Source organism: Polaribacter sp. HL-MS24 (genome assembly GCF_032758595.1).
In the GTDB taxonomy this organism is placed as follows: Bacteria; Bacteroidota; Bacteroidia; order Flavobacteriales; family Flavobacteriaceae; genus Polaribacter.
Genome location: NZ_CP136415.1, coordinates 1,325,893 through 1,342,463, shown reverse-complemented (window position 1 = coordinate 1,342,463; position 16,571 = coordinate 1,325,893). Strand labels below are relative to the sequence as shown.

At 35.7% G+C, this 16,571-nt stretch carries 11 protein-coding genes and 3 pseudogenes; 3 read left to right on the top strand and 11 right to left on the bottom strand.

What is annotated here, in order from left to right; genetic code table 11:
- From RRF69_RS06345 to RRF69_RS06335, 3 genes are all read right to left on the bottom strand, one after another.
- Positions 1–825 (bottom strand): glucosaminidase domain-containing protein, encoded by an 825-nt coding sequence (locus RRF69_RS06345; protein ID WP_316939004.1) that lies wholly within the window; start codon positions 823–825, stop codon positions 1–3.
- Positions 825–1,760 (bottom strand): 1-aminocyclopropane-1-carboxylate deaminase/D-cysteine desulfhydrase, encoded by a 936-nt coding sequence (locus RRF69_RS06340; RefSeq protein WP_316939003.1) that lies wholly within the window; start codon positions 1,758–1,760, stop codon positions 825–827. Before RRF69_RS06340 ends, RRF69_RS06345 begins: the two co-directional genes overlap by 1 nt.
- A 72-nt stretch (positions 1,761–1,832) precedes the next feature.
- On the bottom strand, positions 1,833–3,752 hold the full coding sequence (locus RRF69_RS06335) for an ABC-F family ATP-binding cassette domain-containing protein (RefSeq protein WP_316939002.1): 1,920 nt from the start codon (positions 3,750–3,752) through the stop codon (positions 1,833–1,835).
- A 203-nt stretch (positions 3,753–3,955) separates the two neighbouring features.
- Between RRF69_RS06335 and RRF69_RS06330 the strand changes: the two genes are divergently transcribed.
- The gene (locus RRF69_RS06330) at positions 3,956–4,174 is read left to right on the top strand and encodes a hypothetical protein (RefSeq protein WP_316939001.1); all 219 of its coding nucleotides are present in this window, start codon (positions 3,956–3,958) and stop codon (positions 4,172–4,174) included.
- A 4-nt stretch (positions 4,175–4,178) separates the two neighbouring features.
- Here RRF69_RS06330 and RRF69_RS06325 read toward each other — a convergent pair whose 3' ends face one another.
- From RRF69_RS06325 to topA, 8 genes and pseudogenes are all read right to left on the bottom strand, one after another.
- Positions 4,179–5,225, bottom strand: coding sequence for an FAD-binding oxidoreductase (locus RRF69_RS06325; protein WP_316939000.1), 1,047 nt, complete (start codon positions 5,223–5,225; stop codon positions 4,179–4,181).
- Positions 5,226–5,302: 77 nt separating this feature from the next.
- Positions 5,303–6,172, bottom strand: coding sequence for a gliding motility protein GldN (gene gldN / locus RRF69_RS06320; RefSeq protein WP_316938999.1), 870 nt, complete (start codon positions 6,170–6,172; stop codon positions 5,303–5,305).
- A gap of 17 nt (positions 6,173–6,189) precedes the next feature.
- Entirely contained in the window at positions 6,190–6,375 is a 186-nt protein-coding gene (locus tag RRF69_RS06315) for a GldM family protein (protein WP_316938998.1), read from the bottom strand.
- The gene (gldM, locus tag RRF69_RS06310) at positions 6,362–7,729 is read right to left on the bottom strand and encodes a gliding motility protein GldM (RefSeq protein WP_316938997.1); all 1,368 of its coding nucleotides are present in this window, start codon (positions 7,727–7,729) and stop codon (positions 6,362–6,364) included. The genes RRF69_RS06315 and gldM overlap by 14 nt, the downstream gene beginning before the upstream one ends.
- Positions 7,730–7,775: 46 nt before the next feature.
- Positions 7,776–8,408 carry a gliding motility protein GldL gene (gene gldL, locus RRF69_RS06305; protein WP_316938996.1) on the bottom strand — a complete coding sequence of 211 codons (633 nt, stop codon included), beginning with the start codon at positions 8,406–8,408 and terminating at the stop codon, positions 7,776–7,778.
- 38 nt (positions 8,409–8,446) lie between these two features.
- Positions 8,447–9,805, bottom strand: coding sequence for a gliding motility lipoprotein GldK (gene gldK, locus RRF69_RS06300; protein ID WP_316938995.1), 1,359 nt, complete (start codon positions 9,803–9,805; stop codon positions 8,447–8,449).
- Positions 9,806–9,901: 96 nt separating this feature from the next.
- Positions 9,902–11,064: pseudogene (locus RRF69_RS06295) on the bottom strand (formimidoylglutamase).
- Between the two features lie 39 nt (positions 11,065–11,103).
- Positions 11,104–13,602, bottom strand: coding sequence for a type I DNA topoisomerase (gene topA / locus RRF69_RS06290; protein ID WP_316938994.1), 2,499 nt, complete (start codon positions 13,600–13,602; stop codon positions 11,104–11,106).
- Positions 13,603–13,805: 203 nt separating this feature from the next.
- On the opposite strand from topA, the pseudogene miaB reads away from it, so the two are divergent.
- Positions 13,806–15,259: pseudogene (gene miaB / locus RRF69_RS06285) on the top strand (tRNA (N6-isopentenyl adenosine(37)-C2)-methylthiotransferase MiaB).
- Between the two features lie 72 nt (positions 15,260–15,331).
- Positions 15,332–16,554 (top strand): annotated as a pseudogene (locus tag RRF69_RS06280) (sigma 54-interacting transcriptional regulator).
- The last annotated feature ends 17 nt before the right edge of the window (positions 16,555–16,571 follow it).

Below are 16,571 nucleotides of genomic sequence, written 5' to 3'. Positions count from 1 at the left end.
TTAGTGTTCTATAATTAGTTTTTTTCCGATTTCTAAGTCGTTATTTTTTAAATTATTCTGCTCTTTTAGAGCTGCTACAGAAATGTCAAACCTTTTAGAGATTGCATATAAAGTATCTCCTTTTTTAACAATATAGGTTTTTGTTTCTTTCTTTTTTGGCAAATATTTTTTACTGTGTTTTGCCGTTTTAAAATGTCGCTTTTTAAAAGAATCAAACTCAAATAATTGATAGGTTTTAATGAGTTTTAATAATTTTTGAGGATATTTTTTATCAGTAGCATACCCTGCCTTTCGGAGACCTTTTGCCCATTTCTTATAATCTTTTGTCCCATAATCAAACAAAAAGGCATAACGTCTTCTTTGTGTTAAAAATGCGGAATGATCCTTATAAGAGCTTTCTACATAGGTGTATTTCCGAAAACATTCTCCTTTTTCATCATCATCGTGATAGACGCGTTCTCCTTTCCAATTCTTGTGACATTTAATCCCAAAATGATTATTGGATTTCCTTGCCAAAAGACTTTTCCCGCTTCCAGATTCTAAAATCCCTTGTGCCAGAGTGATACTTGCAGGAATTTTTGAAGTATGCATTTCATGGACTGCAATCGGTGCATACTTCCTGATGTACTGAAGTACATCTGTATTCAAAGTTGTAGAACTCCTTTGAAGGTTCCGTATGTGTTTCGCTTGATTTACTGAAGGAATTTTTTCAGGCTTAGGTTCTACAACAACAATTCTTGAGGGCTTTCTGACAACCGTTTTTTTAGAACCACAACTAACAAATAGCAATGAAAAAAGGAAGATAAAAAGGATTCTTATTGTCATTAGATTGGGTTTATTTTTTGATGTGTCTGTTTTAATTTCTGGTTGAACCCTTCGATTCCTTGCAATCCCCCGGTGTGAATGGCTAAAATTGTACTATTTTCTGGAAAATACTCTTTTGCAACTAGGTCTAAAATTCCAAACAGCATTTTTGCTGTATAAATGGGATCTAACAGAATTTTGTGATCCGCTGTAAACTGATTGATAAAACGAATCAATTCCTCATTATATTTTGCATACCCTCCAAAATGATAAGCGGTCTCTAGATGCCAATTTTCCTTAGAGGTAAATTTTTGAATATCGGTATGTAAAAAATCCCCTTTTAAGGCTGGAAATCCAATTACTTCTTGATGTGCCGCTGCAGCATTGATCAATCCCGAAATAGTTCCTCCTGTTCCTATGGCACTACAAATATAATCGAATTTTAAATCTACTGTTGTTAAAATTTCTTCACAGCCTTTTACCGCCAGTTCATTAGTACCTCCTTCGGGGATGAGATAGAAATCACCATACCTTTCTTTTAACAGCGCAATGAACTCTGGAGTACTCTTATTTCGATAGGCGGATCTTGAAACAAACTCAAAGGTCATTCCGTTTTGATGCGCTCTTTTTAGGGTAGTGTTCTTTTCAAGTGTTTTCTGGAGATCTTCCCCCAGTTCATCCCCTCTGATAATTCCTATTGAATGAAAGCCGTTTAAATTGGCCGCAACTGCGGTTGCAACAATATGATTGGAAAAAGCGCCTCCAAAAGTTAATAGGGTTTTTTGTTGCTGTTTTTTTGCAGCAGCCAAATTGTATTTTAATTTTCTGAATTTATTCCCCGAAACAAAAGGATGTAATAAATCTTCTCTTTTAAGAAAGAGTGCTACTTTTCTTTCTTCCAAAATTGGAAGATGGATTTGCTGGTTTATAGGTTGTATTTTGATATCGTAATTCATGATTTTTTATCCCTTTAAAAAACAGAAACCCGGATGTACTTCCTAAACTCCTAGACTGAAGAACTACATCCTCTAGGAAAAGTTTGAAATCTGAGCTTCTACTTTTTCCCAATCCGACATCAAAGCATCCAAGGTTGCTTTCTTTCTTTTGTAGGTTTCAAAAAAGTTCGGTCTTGCAGCAACTGCCTCATAATTCTCTGCCAGCTCTAAATCAATTTTCTCAATTTCAATTTCTAAATCGGCAATATCTGTTTCGATCTTAGAGAGCTTGTTGTTGAGTTTTTTTAACTCTTTTTCTTGATCTCTAGAGAGTTGCTGAGCTTCTTTTTTTTGAGGTGTTTTTTCAACCTTTACCACCGTTCTTTTTTCTGCTTCTCGAAGGTTTTCAATTTTGTGTTGTTCTAAGAAATAATCAATATCTCCAAGGTATTCTTTGATTTCTTTATCTTTAAATCCGTAAACGGTAGACGTCAATCCTTGTAAGAAATCCCGATCATGCGAAACCACAATTAAGGTTCCGTTGAATTGTTTTAGGGCTTCTTTTAAAACATTTTTAGAGGCAATGTCTAAGTGATTTGTGGGCTCATCCATGATTAACACATTGAAGGGTGCCAATAATAATTTACACAATGCCAATCGATTTCTCTCACCTCCTGATAATACTTTTGCTTTTTTATCAACCGCATCACCACCAAACAAAAATGACCCTAACATATCACGGACACGCATTCTATTACTATCAGTAGCGGCATCTTCCATGATTTCTAAGACTGTTTTTTCTGGAGGTAAATGCTCTGATTGATTCTGTGCAAAATATCCAACCTCAACATTATGACCTAGTTTGAGAGTCCCTTCAAAAGGAATATCACCAACCATCATTTTCGCTAAAGTAGATTTTCCTTGTCCATTTTGACCTACAAAAGCAATTTTGCTGTTGCGCTCAATTAATAAATCAACATTAGACAATACGTGTTTGTCTCCATAACTTTTCGATAAATTTTCAGCCTCGACAATAATTCGACCCGGCTCTTTAGATATCGCAAAACGCAAATTCATTGCCTGATTGTCATCTTGATCTACTTCAATCAATTCAACTTTATCTAGCTGCTTCATTAAGGATTGCGCCATCGAAGCCTTACTCGCTTTTGCTTTAAATTTGTTGATTAGATGTTGCTTTTGCTTAATTTCTTTCTCCTGATTTTTCTGAGCTTGAAGTTGTTTTTCTTTGATTTCTCCTCGCAACAATAAGAACTCTGAATAGGGCTTTTTATAATCGTAAATTTGACCTAAAGAAATTTCTATGGTTCTGTTCGTTACGTTGTCTAAGAACATTTTGTCATGCGAAACCAGCACAATAGCCCCTGAATAGCCTTTCAGAAAATTTTCTAACCAGATAATCGATTCGATATCTAAGTGATTGGTCGGCTCATCCAATAACAAAATATCGTTGTTTTGCAATAACAATTTTGCCAATTCAATACGCATTCTCCAACCCCCAGAAAAGGTGTCGGTCAGCTTGTCAAAATCTTCTCTTTGAAAGCCCAATCCTTGTAAGATTTTTTCGGTATCTCCCTGATAATTGTACCCTCCTAGCAGTTCATATCGCTCTGTTAAGTCTGTTAAATCGATGATTAACTGACTGTATGCTTCACTTTCATAATCAGTTCTTGTAACTAATTGTTCATTAATGGCTTCGAGGTTTGCTTCGATTTCTTTGATCTCTACAAATGCCTGATAGGCTTCTTCTAAAATGGTCCTTCCTTCTACAAAATCGATGTCCTGACGTAAAAATCCCATGCGGATATCTTTATCAAAAGCCATGGTTCCACCACTTGTTTCGATATCTTTCGACAAGACTTTTAATAGGGTTGATTTTCCTGCACCATTTTTACCAATAAGGCCAATTCTATCGCCCTTATTTAGTTTAAAAGTAATTCCAGAAAATAAGTCTGTCCCCATAAAGGAAACCGTCAAATTGTGTACGTTTAACATGAAAATTTTGTAAATTTGTAAGGCGCAAAGCTACTCAAAAAAATAGAGTTACGATGGTTAAAAAAGGGACAAAATTATTTAGCATTTTGAAGGGGAAATGTCCTCAGTGCCAAGAAGGTAATTTTTTTAAATATCCTTTCACATTCAACCCCTCAAAAGTAACTAAAATTGACTCCAATTGCTCGAAATGTAATCTCAAATACATGTTGGAACCTTCCTTTTTTTATGGAGCCATGTATGTGAATTACGGAATCACCGTTGGAATTTCAATTGTTACTTTTTTAATCGGGACACTTCTTTTTAACCTATCATTACTTCAATCCTTCGCGGCTATTGTTGGTGCACTGTTTTTGTTGGCTCCAATCAACTTGCGATTGTCAAGAATCTTGTGGATTAACTTATTTATTAGCTACGAGGCATAGCTGGCTATTTTCTGAAGCGTTTAATATCGGTCTCTGAATCGATTTCTTGCCCCTCTTCTATATGATGAAACAAATTTTTTGCTACGGAAGGGCCAATCATCACACCCCGTGTTCCGAGCCCGTTTAAGACTGCTAATCGCGAATGCTCGGGATGAATACCAATCATGGGCTTTCTGTCCTTTACAGTGGGTCGTATTCCTGCTGTTTGACTAACAATTGTATACGGAACCGCAATTACTTTTTTCAATTTTTCTACCAGTTCTTCTTTTCCTTCCTCAGAAGGTTCTGATGTTTTATCTGTAGAATTGAAGGTCGCACCTACTTTATAATGCTTATTGCCTAAAGGCATGACAAACAGGGTCGACTTTAGCAAAAAATCAATTTCTAATTCTGGGGCATGAATAACAATCGTTTCTCCTTTGGCCTCCTCGAGCGGTAAGTGATCAAAATAGGGATTCTGTTTGATTCCAAAACCTTCTGCAAATACGATATTCTTTGCTTTCAATTCTTGGTACTGAACGAAATCTTCCTCAAAAACAATTTCTTCATGGTTGAATTTTTCCAATCTCATCCAGTTATTTTCTTCCAAATACGTTCTGTAGGTCTGTATCAATGAATAGGTATCAATCCTACCCGTTTCCTTGACGTTTCCAAAATGAAAATCTCCCAAAACGCCCCAGTAGGTATGCGTATCTAATTTGAGATCTAAATAAGGCGCTACTGTAGGCTTGTCCATGGATGAAAACCAATTGTTTTGATCAGCGATAGACTTAAAGGCCTTTTTGGTCACAAACTTTTCATCAAATTTTGTGTTGAATTTTTTTTCTAACTTTTCATAAAAAGGAAGGGCAACTGCCAACTGCTCTTTGGCATTCCAAACAGGTGAAAATCGTTTTAAAATTACTGGATTGTATACTCCACCAGCAACTAAAGAAGAAGTTTGGGAATTGTTTTCAAAAACAATAAAGCTCTTATTTGCTTCTAGCAATTCCTCCACAAAGGCCAAACCTGCAAGCCCTAAACCAACAAGAATATAATCTACTTGTACCATTCAAAAATAGTTTTTTTTACGAAAAAAAGCGTTCCAAGTAATGTTTAGAACGCTTTTATGAATCTTTCCTTAGAACATTAATAATTCCACATGTCAATTTCTTTGTTACGGATGTCTTCTTTGATTTTATCGGCTTCTAAAAGCTGGAACAAAGAATTCCCGCGAATATAATCTGCAATGGCTCTATTCCCATAGATATTTTCTTCTCTTACAATCGTCCCGCTAAATCTTCGGGCATTTAACAAATGGTCAAATGAGATGGGTTGAGTAGAGTTTTGAGGATTGTATACTTTTGAACGATGCAATACTTCGCGAGCATCTGGAAAGAATACCCAAAACAATTCTAAGGTTTCTTTCGCATCTTCGGCAATGGTTCCTTTCTTTTTGACATCGGCAGCCATCGGTGCAATTGCTAATAATCGATATTTTAATTCTCCCTGTCGCTTGTCAAAAAACCACATTCCTTTGATCATAAACTCCGTAACCTCTTCTGTTTTTACATAATAGGAATCTTTATATTGATTTCCATCTTTCCCTGTATATTCACGAACATAATTAATACGGTCCTCCACTTCACTTTTTGTGAATTTCTTTTTAAAATACGAATCTTCATACACTTCTGTAATTTTGCCTTGTCGTATTCCTTTTAATAGAGTATCAAATAAAGATCTTCTATCAGTAGAAATTCTGGAAGTGTCTTTTGGAAAATAAAGTGGAAGATTAATTTTCTGTTTTAAATCAATCACTTCCCAAACTACTTTAGACCATAAAACATCTCTATCATCTACATACCCATAAGGAATCGGGCCATCATTGTCAGCAGCTATTTGCGCATCTGTTATTTTTCCAATATCAGATGCTTTTTGAGCTGACAACAAATTCGCTTGCGCATGTGCAACACCCAACGTTGCGAATGAAAAAATGATGATTAAAAAGTTTTTGTACATATTGGTTTTTTTTACTCCTAATTGGATACTTCAATAATTATGGGTAATACTCTTTTCAATTTATAATTATTGCCTATAATTTTTGCTTTGATGTCGTAAATACTAATTAAGTCTCCTTTTCTAGCTTTGGATATCAAATTTTTTGCAGCAGATGACATGGTAGCCCCTTCTACATCAACGGCAAATTGACTAAGGCACTCCAACTTTAAAACTGGTTACTACCAATTTTAAATCAAATAGGAAATCGGGAAGTCCCGCACCTACCGTTATGTTTGGAATACTTGCTCCTAGCAAACTTAACTTTCCAAATTCGCCTCTAATCACTCCTTGTGCAGCAGGAATCTCTTTCACTCTGAATTCTGAATTTGAAAGAACATTTTTACCACTACTTAATTTTGCATTCACTGTTATTTTGGCAATTGCTGCAGAACCGGGTTTCAAAACATAAGAGGTTCCTGTTTTTGTTAACACTCCCCCTGAAGTTGAAACCTTTAAATCTTTTGCAGCGACTCCTAGCAACGAAACAGAAATTGGGTTGTCGATACCTCTATAGACTACATTCATTTTATCTGCAGACACAACAGCGCTGCTTGGTTCTGCTATAACAGAGTAGTTGCTTTCAAAAGGAATCGGTTCTTCTTTACCATCTTGTATGAAATAAATAACCCCTTTCAGTGTTTTTTCTCCAACATTTCCAGCAGGAAGGTCTAACATCACTTGTCCATTTTGAACACTACTTGTAATATCTTTCCCGTTTAGAGTAACTTTTGTTGGTACCAAATTAGAATCATACCTCCCTAAAACAACTTGACCCTTAATTTTTTCACCTGAAAAATAGGCCGTCTTATTCAAAGAGACAATTCCCTTATAATTACTCCCCGTCAATTTACTATCACTTTCCAATTGCCCGCCTAACAAATCAGAAACAATATCACTTTCGGTATTTCTAATATCTGTTTGTAACTGCGTAAAATTTGTCAAAGAAGCAATCATTGGAAAACCTTCATATCTTGCATTTAAGAATTTTTGCGTTTGTTCCTTTCCTCTTTTAACATCATCAGTATTGAACCGACTTTGTAGGGATGCTACAAATTCATTCTTAAGTCCCAACTTTATAAGATTTTCCTTATAACCATTTATTTGGTCTAAAAAAGTTTGCCCTTCTGGTGTATATCCGTCTCCTTTAAAAAAATAAGCATCCAACCAGTCCGTCTTATCCATGGACTCATAATCAGTCTTATCTTCAATTTCAGAAAGCATTCGGGTCTTCAAATCCTCTAGGTAAAGGTAAAACTCGTTTGAATATTTCCTAATTTGCACCGCTTTTGCGTTCAATTCACCAAACTTTGCTGCTTGTTCGGAAGCCTTGGTTTGTAAATTTGCGTAGGCTGCATTATTTTTATTTGTAATGGATATATTATTCTCTTCCAATTTCTGATTGGTATATCCAAAAGCTGACAACACCTCCTTACTCATGTTCATTGCCAACATTGCAATAAACACCAAGTACATCAAGTTAATCATTTTTTGTCTTGCCGACATTTTTCCTCCTGCCATTCTAAATAGTTTTTAATTTAGGTTCGATTTTTCGTTGAACTAATTATTATTTGTTTGACATTGCAGAAAGCATTCCTCCATAAACTCCATTCAGTGAAGCCAAGTTTTTCGCTAAAGAATCCATTTGTTCTTTTAACTTTTCTGTATTTTCTACTACGGATGAATTTAATTCCGCTTGTAGGTTTGAGCTCTCGACTTGAACTTTATACAACCCATTTAGGGATTCCATTTGAGTTGCAGCCATAGAAACTTGCTCGTTGTATTTGTTTGTCGCCGAAATAGACTCTGCAGCAGCAGACAATCCTTCTGCAGCACCTTGAAAGTTTTTCATACTGGTTCCTAAACTCTCCATCAATTTTGAATCAATATGAGCTTCTGCCAATAAGCTGTCTAATTTTTGAGACAACATCCCTTCAACATCTTGTCCTTTTTCTGAGGCAGGACCTCCGTTTAATTCTGGATATACTTTTGACCAATCCAAATCTTCTTCTGGTGGATCAAATGCAGAAATGGCAAAAACCAAGGCTTCTACAACCAAACCAATGGTCAACATTACCCCTCCAGTTATAAAACCAAAGGATAGATGTTGAATTTTAAATAAAGCGCCAATAATAACAATTGCTGCTCCCATTCCATAAACGAAATTCATTCTTTTTTTATAAACTTTTGACTGTGCCATAATACTTTACTTTAATATTTGTTGGGGGTTTTTATAATTTATTTGTTGATATCTCCGATAAAATCTTGCACGGTTCTAAAACCAATATAACTCCTTGCAGTGTCTGCATATTCAAAATCTCTGGTACTTACTTCTAAAAAATACGCAACGTCTTTCCAAGATCCTCCACGGATAATTTTACGTTTATTTTCTCGATCTTCCACATTTGGATTCATTGTTGAAGCCATGTAGTAAGAAGATAAGTTATAAGCAGTATTGGTCCATTCAGAGACATTCCCAGCCATGTTGTACAAGCCGTAATCGTTTGCATTAAACGATTTTGCTTCCATGGTATACAAGGCGCCATCTACAGCGTAGTTTCCTCGAACAGGTTTGAAGTTTGCTAAGAAACATCCTTGATCACTTGTTGCGCTTCCACTACCCCAAGGATAGGTTGCAAATTCCAATCCACCACGGGCTGCATATTCCCATTCTGCTTCTGTAGGCAATCTAAATACAGGCACAGATGCTGATTTTTTGGTTTTTAAATAATCGTTTTTATTTTTGGTTCTCCAATTACAAAATGCAGTTGCTTGTCCCCAAGTAACGCCAACTACTGGATAATCTCCATAGGATGGATGATAAAAATAATCTTGATGCATGGCATCGTTGTAGGAATAATTGAAATCTTTGATCCATACCGTTGTGTCTGGATAAATAAGTATTTCTTCTTTAACTACAAAGTCCTTGCGGTCTCCTCCTTCTTTTGCAGCTTTGTTTTTATCAAACCAAGAGTATCTGTATTTTAAAAACTTTGTGTTAAATGTTCTGACACCTCCTACTGCGTTCTCTCTAGAAATAAAAAGAGAATCCATCACTTCTACATAATCGATATCTGGAAAATCTTCCCGATCCCAAACAAGATCTTGCTCCCAGTTTAAAGGCTTAATAGTGTCAAATTCGTAGTAATTTTCAAACATGTATTTTTGATAGGCAGTCGCGTTGACAGTATCTGCGGTTGCATATGCATAATCGTGAATTCCTCCAGACAAAGCGTCTCCGTCAGGGGCAGGTGTTGCAGACATTGCAGCGAACTCCTGCTGATTGGCTAATTTTGTTCGTGTAACAGAATCTCGAACCCAAACCACAAATTGTTTGTATTCATTATTTGTGATTTCTGTTTCGTCCATATAATAGGGGCGAACAGTTACCGTTTTTGGAGGTGTTGTGAGTTTTCCTATGATATCTTCGTCCTGCTTCCCCATGGTAAAAGATCCGCCTGGAATTAAAGTCATTCCATAAGGTTTTTCCGAAAACCATTTTTTCTTCGCTTTTACACCTACAAGCTCACCTCTATCATTAGATCCGCAACTATAAAAAACTGTTATTAAGAGTGCAAATATTGCTACTTTCTTCATATTGTAAAATATCTTGACTAAAAAGTTTGTAAACCTATCGTATTTTTTGTTAAAAAACAATCTTACAGTGATTTTTTAACGTAATCATCATTTCTTTTATTCTATTAATTTTCGCATCGATTTGTACCACTTTTGAGGAATAATCTCTTTGGTGGCATCTATATAATCTTGATGAGTACATGGTATTAACGCATGCCTTTTGTATTTATTATCTGATAAAATTTTTATCTCGATCCACCATCTTCCCGTTTTATGGCTCTTATAAAAAGTGAGCGGATCATCATCTTCTAATAAAACGGTAAATTTTTGGTAATCTTCTTTTCTTGTAAAAGGGTAGTCTTCGGCTCTAGCGTTGACCCCTTCAATAAAATACCAAATCATTTGTGCAATTAAATGTGCTGTTTGCTGGTTGGTATCATATTGAGAATTGTACTCGTAAATCCCAAAAGAAGAAACCTTATCACTAATGCCTGCATAGCGAGAAATCGCACAAATTTCATCTCCATAAAAACCATTGGGTGAGGCATTGTTATTTGCAGGGGCCTCACTTTGTCGTACCGCACCAATATCAATAGAAACAATATCTGCATTTCTAAATGCGGGTTCAATACTTTCTAGATCCTTCGCTTCTCCCAATCTGTGAGCATCAAAAAACAGCTGATCTAAAAGTTGAATCTCCTCTTGAGAATTCAAAAAAGTTTGATACCCAACATTGCAATAATTGAATAAATTATTGGGTTCTTGCATAATTATCTTACTCAAATACGACTGCGAAGTCAACTCATCCTCTAAGCTTCCTAAATCGAATCGACTGTCAACAGCGGTAATATTTACGGTTTGTTCTAAAGCGTCGTAGGCTCTATAATTCACGTAAGTAATATCTTGTCCACCACCAATAATCACAGGGATAATATTTTTCTTTAGTAGGGAAGTGATAATTTCTGATACTGCAAAATAGGTGTCGGAAACCGCATTTCCTTTCAATACATTTCCTAAATCAACAATCCCTGTATGCCAATTTCCAGAAACAATTGATATAACTTTTTACGAATACAATCTAAATGTTCTCCACAACCAAAATTATCTTGAGAATTGCGATCTTCCTGTACTCCTAAAATCGCAATTTGAACATTCTCTAAATCAGGAACACCTTCCTTATGAGAATGAATTTTGACTTTTTTACCCAAAGACAAGGCGGACTGCAACACCAATTGTGCTACAAGTGAATCTTTTACAGGAGATAAAAAGTCTGTATTCATATATTATTTTGAAAAACAAAGATACAAGATACTTGCAAATTATTTCTTTTTTGCTGCTTTTTTGGTTGCTGTTTTCTTTTTTACTACTTTTTTCTTGGGCATTTTTGCGGCAATCATTTTAACAGCGTCTTCTTTTGAAAGCTTTTCGATGTCTGTAGTTTTAGGAAGTTCTATTTTAATTTTTCCTTTTAAAACGTTGAATCTCCCCCACCTTGCTTTCTCTACTCGAATCCCCTCATCTTCCCAGTTGTGAATTACTTTATCAATTTCTTTCTGTTTTTTAACCTCAATCAATTCAATTATATCTTCATTGCTTAGATTGTCAAAATCATATTTTTTACTAACGTTGATAAAAATAGAATTCCATTTGATAAAAGGTCCAAAACGTCCCACTCCTTTTTGAACGGGTAGCTCTTCATAAAATGCAATAGGAGCATCTGCTTGTTGTTTTGCAACAATTAGTTCTTGGGCTCTTTGTAAATCAACCTCCATCGGATTCTCTCCTTTTTCTAAAGATACAAATAAACTTCCAAAACGGATATAGGGACCAAAACGTCCATTGGAAACAATCACTTCTTCTCCTTCATAAACACCTAAAGTTTTTGGCAATAAAAACAACTCTAAAGCCTCTTCTAAAGTGATGGTTCCGAGGTTTTGATCTACATTTAAACTTGCAAATGACTTTTCTTCGTCTTCAGGTGCTCCAATTTGTGCGATGGCTCCAAATTTTCCTAATCTAACTAAGACTGTTTTTCCAGAAACAGGGTGTTTCCCTAAAATTCGTTCTCCACTTTCTCTTTCTGCATTTTCTTTCACATGTTCAACTGTTTCATGAAACTCTCCATAAAAAGTTTTGATCATTTCTGTCCAATTCTCTTCCCCTTCAGAAATATCATCAAAAGAAGATTCTACTTTGGCAGTAAACCCAAAATCTAAAATAGTTGAAAAGTTTGCCACCAAAAAATCATTGACAATATTTCCAATATCTGTAGGAACTAATTTGTTTTTATCAGATCCTGTTCTCTCTGTTAATGTTTGTGTTTTTACAGCTCCCTCTGACAATACTAATTGTTGATAATTTCTTTCTATACCTTCATTTTGCCCTTTGTCGACATATCCTCTACGTTGTACAGTAGAAATTGTTGGTGCATAAGTGGAAGGGCGTCCAATTCCCAATTCTTCTAATTGCTTTACCAGAGAAGCTTCTGTAAATCGGTAAGGAGGACTCGTAAATCGTTCTGTTGCATTGATAAAGGTATACGTCAACGGATCCTTCGCTTTTAGGTTTGGTAACATTCCAGCTTGTTCCTCATCTTCGTTATCTGTGCCCTCTAAATACACTTTCAAAAATCCTTCAAACTTGATCATTTCTCCATTGGCTGTGAAGATTTTTTCGTTGGCAGTATTTTCTATTTTTACATTGGTGCGTTCCAAGAGAGCATCACTCATTTGAGAGGCCAAGGTTCGTTTCCAAATCAAATCATACAACCTGTTTTGATCATATTCGGTATCCACCGTATGCATTTTCATATTGGTAGGTCGAATGGCTTCATGGGCTTCTTGAGCTCCTTTTGATTTCGACTTAAAAACACGTTGTTTACTAAATTCTTTTCCGTAATAATTGGTAATTTCTTCCTCGGCAGCATTTCTTGCATCTACAGATAAATTGACACTATCTGTTCTCATATAAGTAATCAAACCCGCTTCATACAATCGTTGTGCAACTTGCATGGTTTTAGCAACTGGAAATCCTAGTTTCCTTGAAGCTTCTTGCTGTAATGTTGACGTTGTAAAAGGAGCCGCTGGAGATTTCTTTGCGGGTTTCTTTGTTAGATCAGCAATAGAAAAATCAGCCTTTGCACAAGAATTTAAAAAATCTTCTGCAGCTTTTTTTGTATTGAAATTCTTTGGAATGGTTGCTTTAAACTTTTTTCCTTCTACATTCGAAAATTCTGCAATGACCTTATAATGTGCTTCCGTTTTAAATTCTTGAATACTTCTTTCTCTTTCAACAATCAAACGAACTGCAACAGATTGTACTCTTCCTGCCGATAACCCTCCTTTGACTTTGCGCCATAAAACTGGAGATAATTCGTACCCAACCAAGCGATCTAAAACTCTACGCGCTTGTTGTGCGTTGACCATATTGTAGTCTATATCTCTTGGATTTTCTACTGCTTTTAAAATTGCATTTTTGGTAATCTCATGAAAGACAATCCGTTTGGTATTGGCTTCCTGTAAATCTAATTGTTCTTTTAAATGCCATGCAATTGCTTCTCCCTCTCGATCCTCATCACTTGCCAACCAGACCATGTCGGCCTTTTTTGCTAAAGCTTTCAATTTTTTTACAATTGCCTTCTTATCGTCAGAAACAATATATTTTGGACTAAAATTTCCGTCAACATCAATTCCTAATTCTTTGGAAGGTAAATCTGCGATATGACCATAACTAGACTCTACTTGAAAGTTTTTTCCGAGAAACTTTTCAATCGTTTTTGCCTTAGCTGGCGACTCTACAATTACTAAATTCTTTGCCATGTATCTTTCTTTTTTTCGAAGTTCAAACAATCTAAATTGCGTGATTTTGGACTGCAAAAGTAGACAGTTTTTTTTTATTACCTATTTTTTCATAGGTTTTTAGAAAATAGTAAGACAAAAATCAACTGTATTTTTCTGCCAATGTGTCATAAAATTTAGTTTTTGGTTGTATCTTTGCTCACCATTAAAATGAAAATTGAGACATGGAGCTAGAAGAAAAAATCATCGACGAAAGAATACAAGGGAAAGCTCTTGTGACCGAAAATAAAAAAGAAAACACTAAAAAATTATTCATCGAAAGCTACGGCTGCCAAATGAATATGAATGATAGTGAAATTGTTGCAGCCATTTTAGACAAAGAGGGTTACAACACTACTCAAATATTAGAGGAAGCCGATTTGGTTTTGGTAAACACTTGCTCGATTCGTGAAAAAGCTGAAACTACTGTAAGACGCCGTTTGCAAAAATACAATGCCGTAAAAAAGGTGAACCCAAAAATGAAGGTTGGTGTTTTGGGCTGTATGGCAGAACGTCTCAAAGAAAAGTTTTTAGAAGAAGAAAAAATTGTGGACTTAGTTGTTGGTCCAGATGCCTACAGAGATTTACCCAACTTGTTGCAAGAAGTTGAGTCGGGAAGAGATGCGGTGAACGTTCTCCTCTCTAAAGATGAAACCTATGGCGATGTCTCTCCAGTTCGATTAAACACAAACGGAGTTACCGCTTTTGTTTCGATCACTCGTGGTTGCGACAATATGTGTACCTTTTGTGTAGTTCCTTTTACCAGAGGTCGTGAACGAAGTAGAGATCCGAAGAGTATTTTAGAAGAAATTCAATCGATGGTCGATGCAAACTATAAAGAAATTACCCTACTAGGACAGAATGTAGACAGCTTTTTATGGTTTGGTGGTGGATTGAAAAAAGATTTCAAAAAAGCATCCGAAATAGCACAAGCAACTGCTGTAGATTTTGCTGAACTACTAGACATGTGTGCGACACAATTTCCAAAAACTCGATTTCGTTTTTCAACCTCAAATCCTCAGGATATGAGTTTAGACGTTATTCATGTAATGGCAAAACACAACAATATTTGTAAGTACCTGCATTTACCGGTACAAAGTGGAAGTAATGCGATGTTGAAAGCAATGAACAGACAACACACTCGTGAAGAATACATGGAATTGATTGACAATATCTATAAGATTGTTCCAGAAATGTCTTTATCACAAGACATGATTGTTGGTTTTTGTGGAGAAACAGAAGAAGATCATCAAGATACTTTGGCCTTGATGGAGTATGTAAAATACGACTTCGGATTTATGTTTACCTATTCGGAAAGACCAGGCACATTGGCTGGAAATAAAATGGTAGATGACGTACCTGAAGAAGTGAAAAAACGTCGCCTACAAGAGGTCATTGACTTGCAACAAGAACATGCGCTCTATAGAACACAGCAACATTTAGGGAAGATTGAAGAATTTTTGATCGAAGGAACTTCTAAAAAAATCCTAATGAATGGAAAGGAAGAAACACACAAAATACCGTAGCTGTTTTTGATAAAGGGACCTATCAATTAGGAGATTTTGTGATGGTAAAAGTAGAAGACTGTACTTCTGCAACCCTACGAGGAACCGTAGTTGGATATTCTAATAATAATTAAAAAGAAAGACTAAAGAAAAGAAACTCGACCTAGGTTTTTTCTCTTTGTTCTTTTTTCTATTCTAGATAAAAAATGGAAAATTTACAAACAACAAAACAACGTTTTGGCATTATTGGAAACGATATACACCTTAACCGTGCACTAGAAAAAGCCGTACGAGTTGCCCCAACAGATATTTCTGTATTGGTTACTGGAGAAAGTGGTGTTGGTAAAGAAAACATCCCAAAAATCATTCATTCTTTATCGCACAGAAAACACGCAAAATACATTGCAGTAAACTGTGGTGCCATTCCAGAAGGGACTATTGACAGCGAATTATTTGGTCACGAAAAAGGAGCATTTACAGGAGCAACCACCACACGGAAAGGCTATTTTGAAGTCACCGATGGGGGAACCATTTTTTTAGATGAAGTAGGAGAATTGCCCTTAACGACGCAAGTTCGGTTGTTACGCGTTTTAGAAAATGGGGAATTCTTAAAAGTAGGCTCCTCTGAAGTTCAAAAAACAAATGTTCGGATTATAGCAGCAACCAATCTGAACATGCAAGAAGCCATTGCGAAAGAAAAATTTAGAGAAGACTTATTTTATCGATTGAGCACGATCGAAATTCCATTGCCTCCGCTTCGTGAACGAAAAACAGACATCCATTTGTTATTTCGAAAATTTGCTTCTGATTTTGCTGAAAAATACCGAATGCCAGCAGTTCGGTTGGACGAAGATGCAACGAAACTATTGATGAACTATCGTTTTCCTGAAACATTCGTCAACTGAGAAATATCGCAGAACAAATCTCGGTTGTTGAAGAAGATCGATTGATTACTCCTGAACGAATTGTTCAATATCTCCCGAATTACACCACAAATTTACCAGCAATCATTGGAAGAAATTCTAAAAATGATTTCTCAAACGAACGTGATATTATGTACAAGGTGTTGTTTGATTTGCGAAGTGATATTAACGATTTGAAGAAGTTGACCCTGGAATTAATGAAAACTGGAGACATCGAAAAAGTGGAAGAAAAAAATCGACACTTAATCAAAAAAATATATGCAGATGAGGAAATCGATACCCAAGATTTTGAGGTCTTAAAAATCACTCAAAATGCCTCTCTGGAAAAAGATTTTGATTTTATTGAGACCATTGAAGAAGACGAATCTTTATCTTTACAAGACAAAGAAATCGAAATGATTAAAAAATCACTAGAAAAAAACAACAATAAACGTAAATTAGCTGCAAAAGAATTGGGTATTTCTGAGCGTACTTTGTATCGAAAAATTAAACAATACGATCTGTAAATTCAACCTTCTAAGAG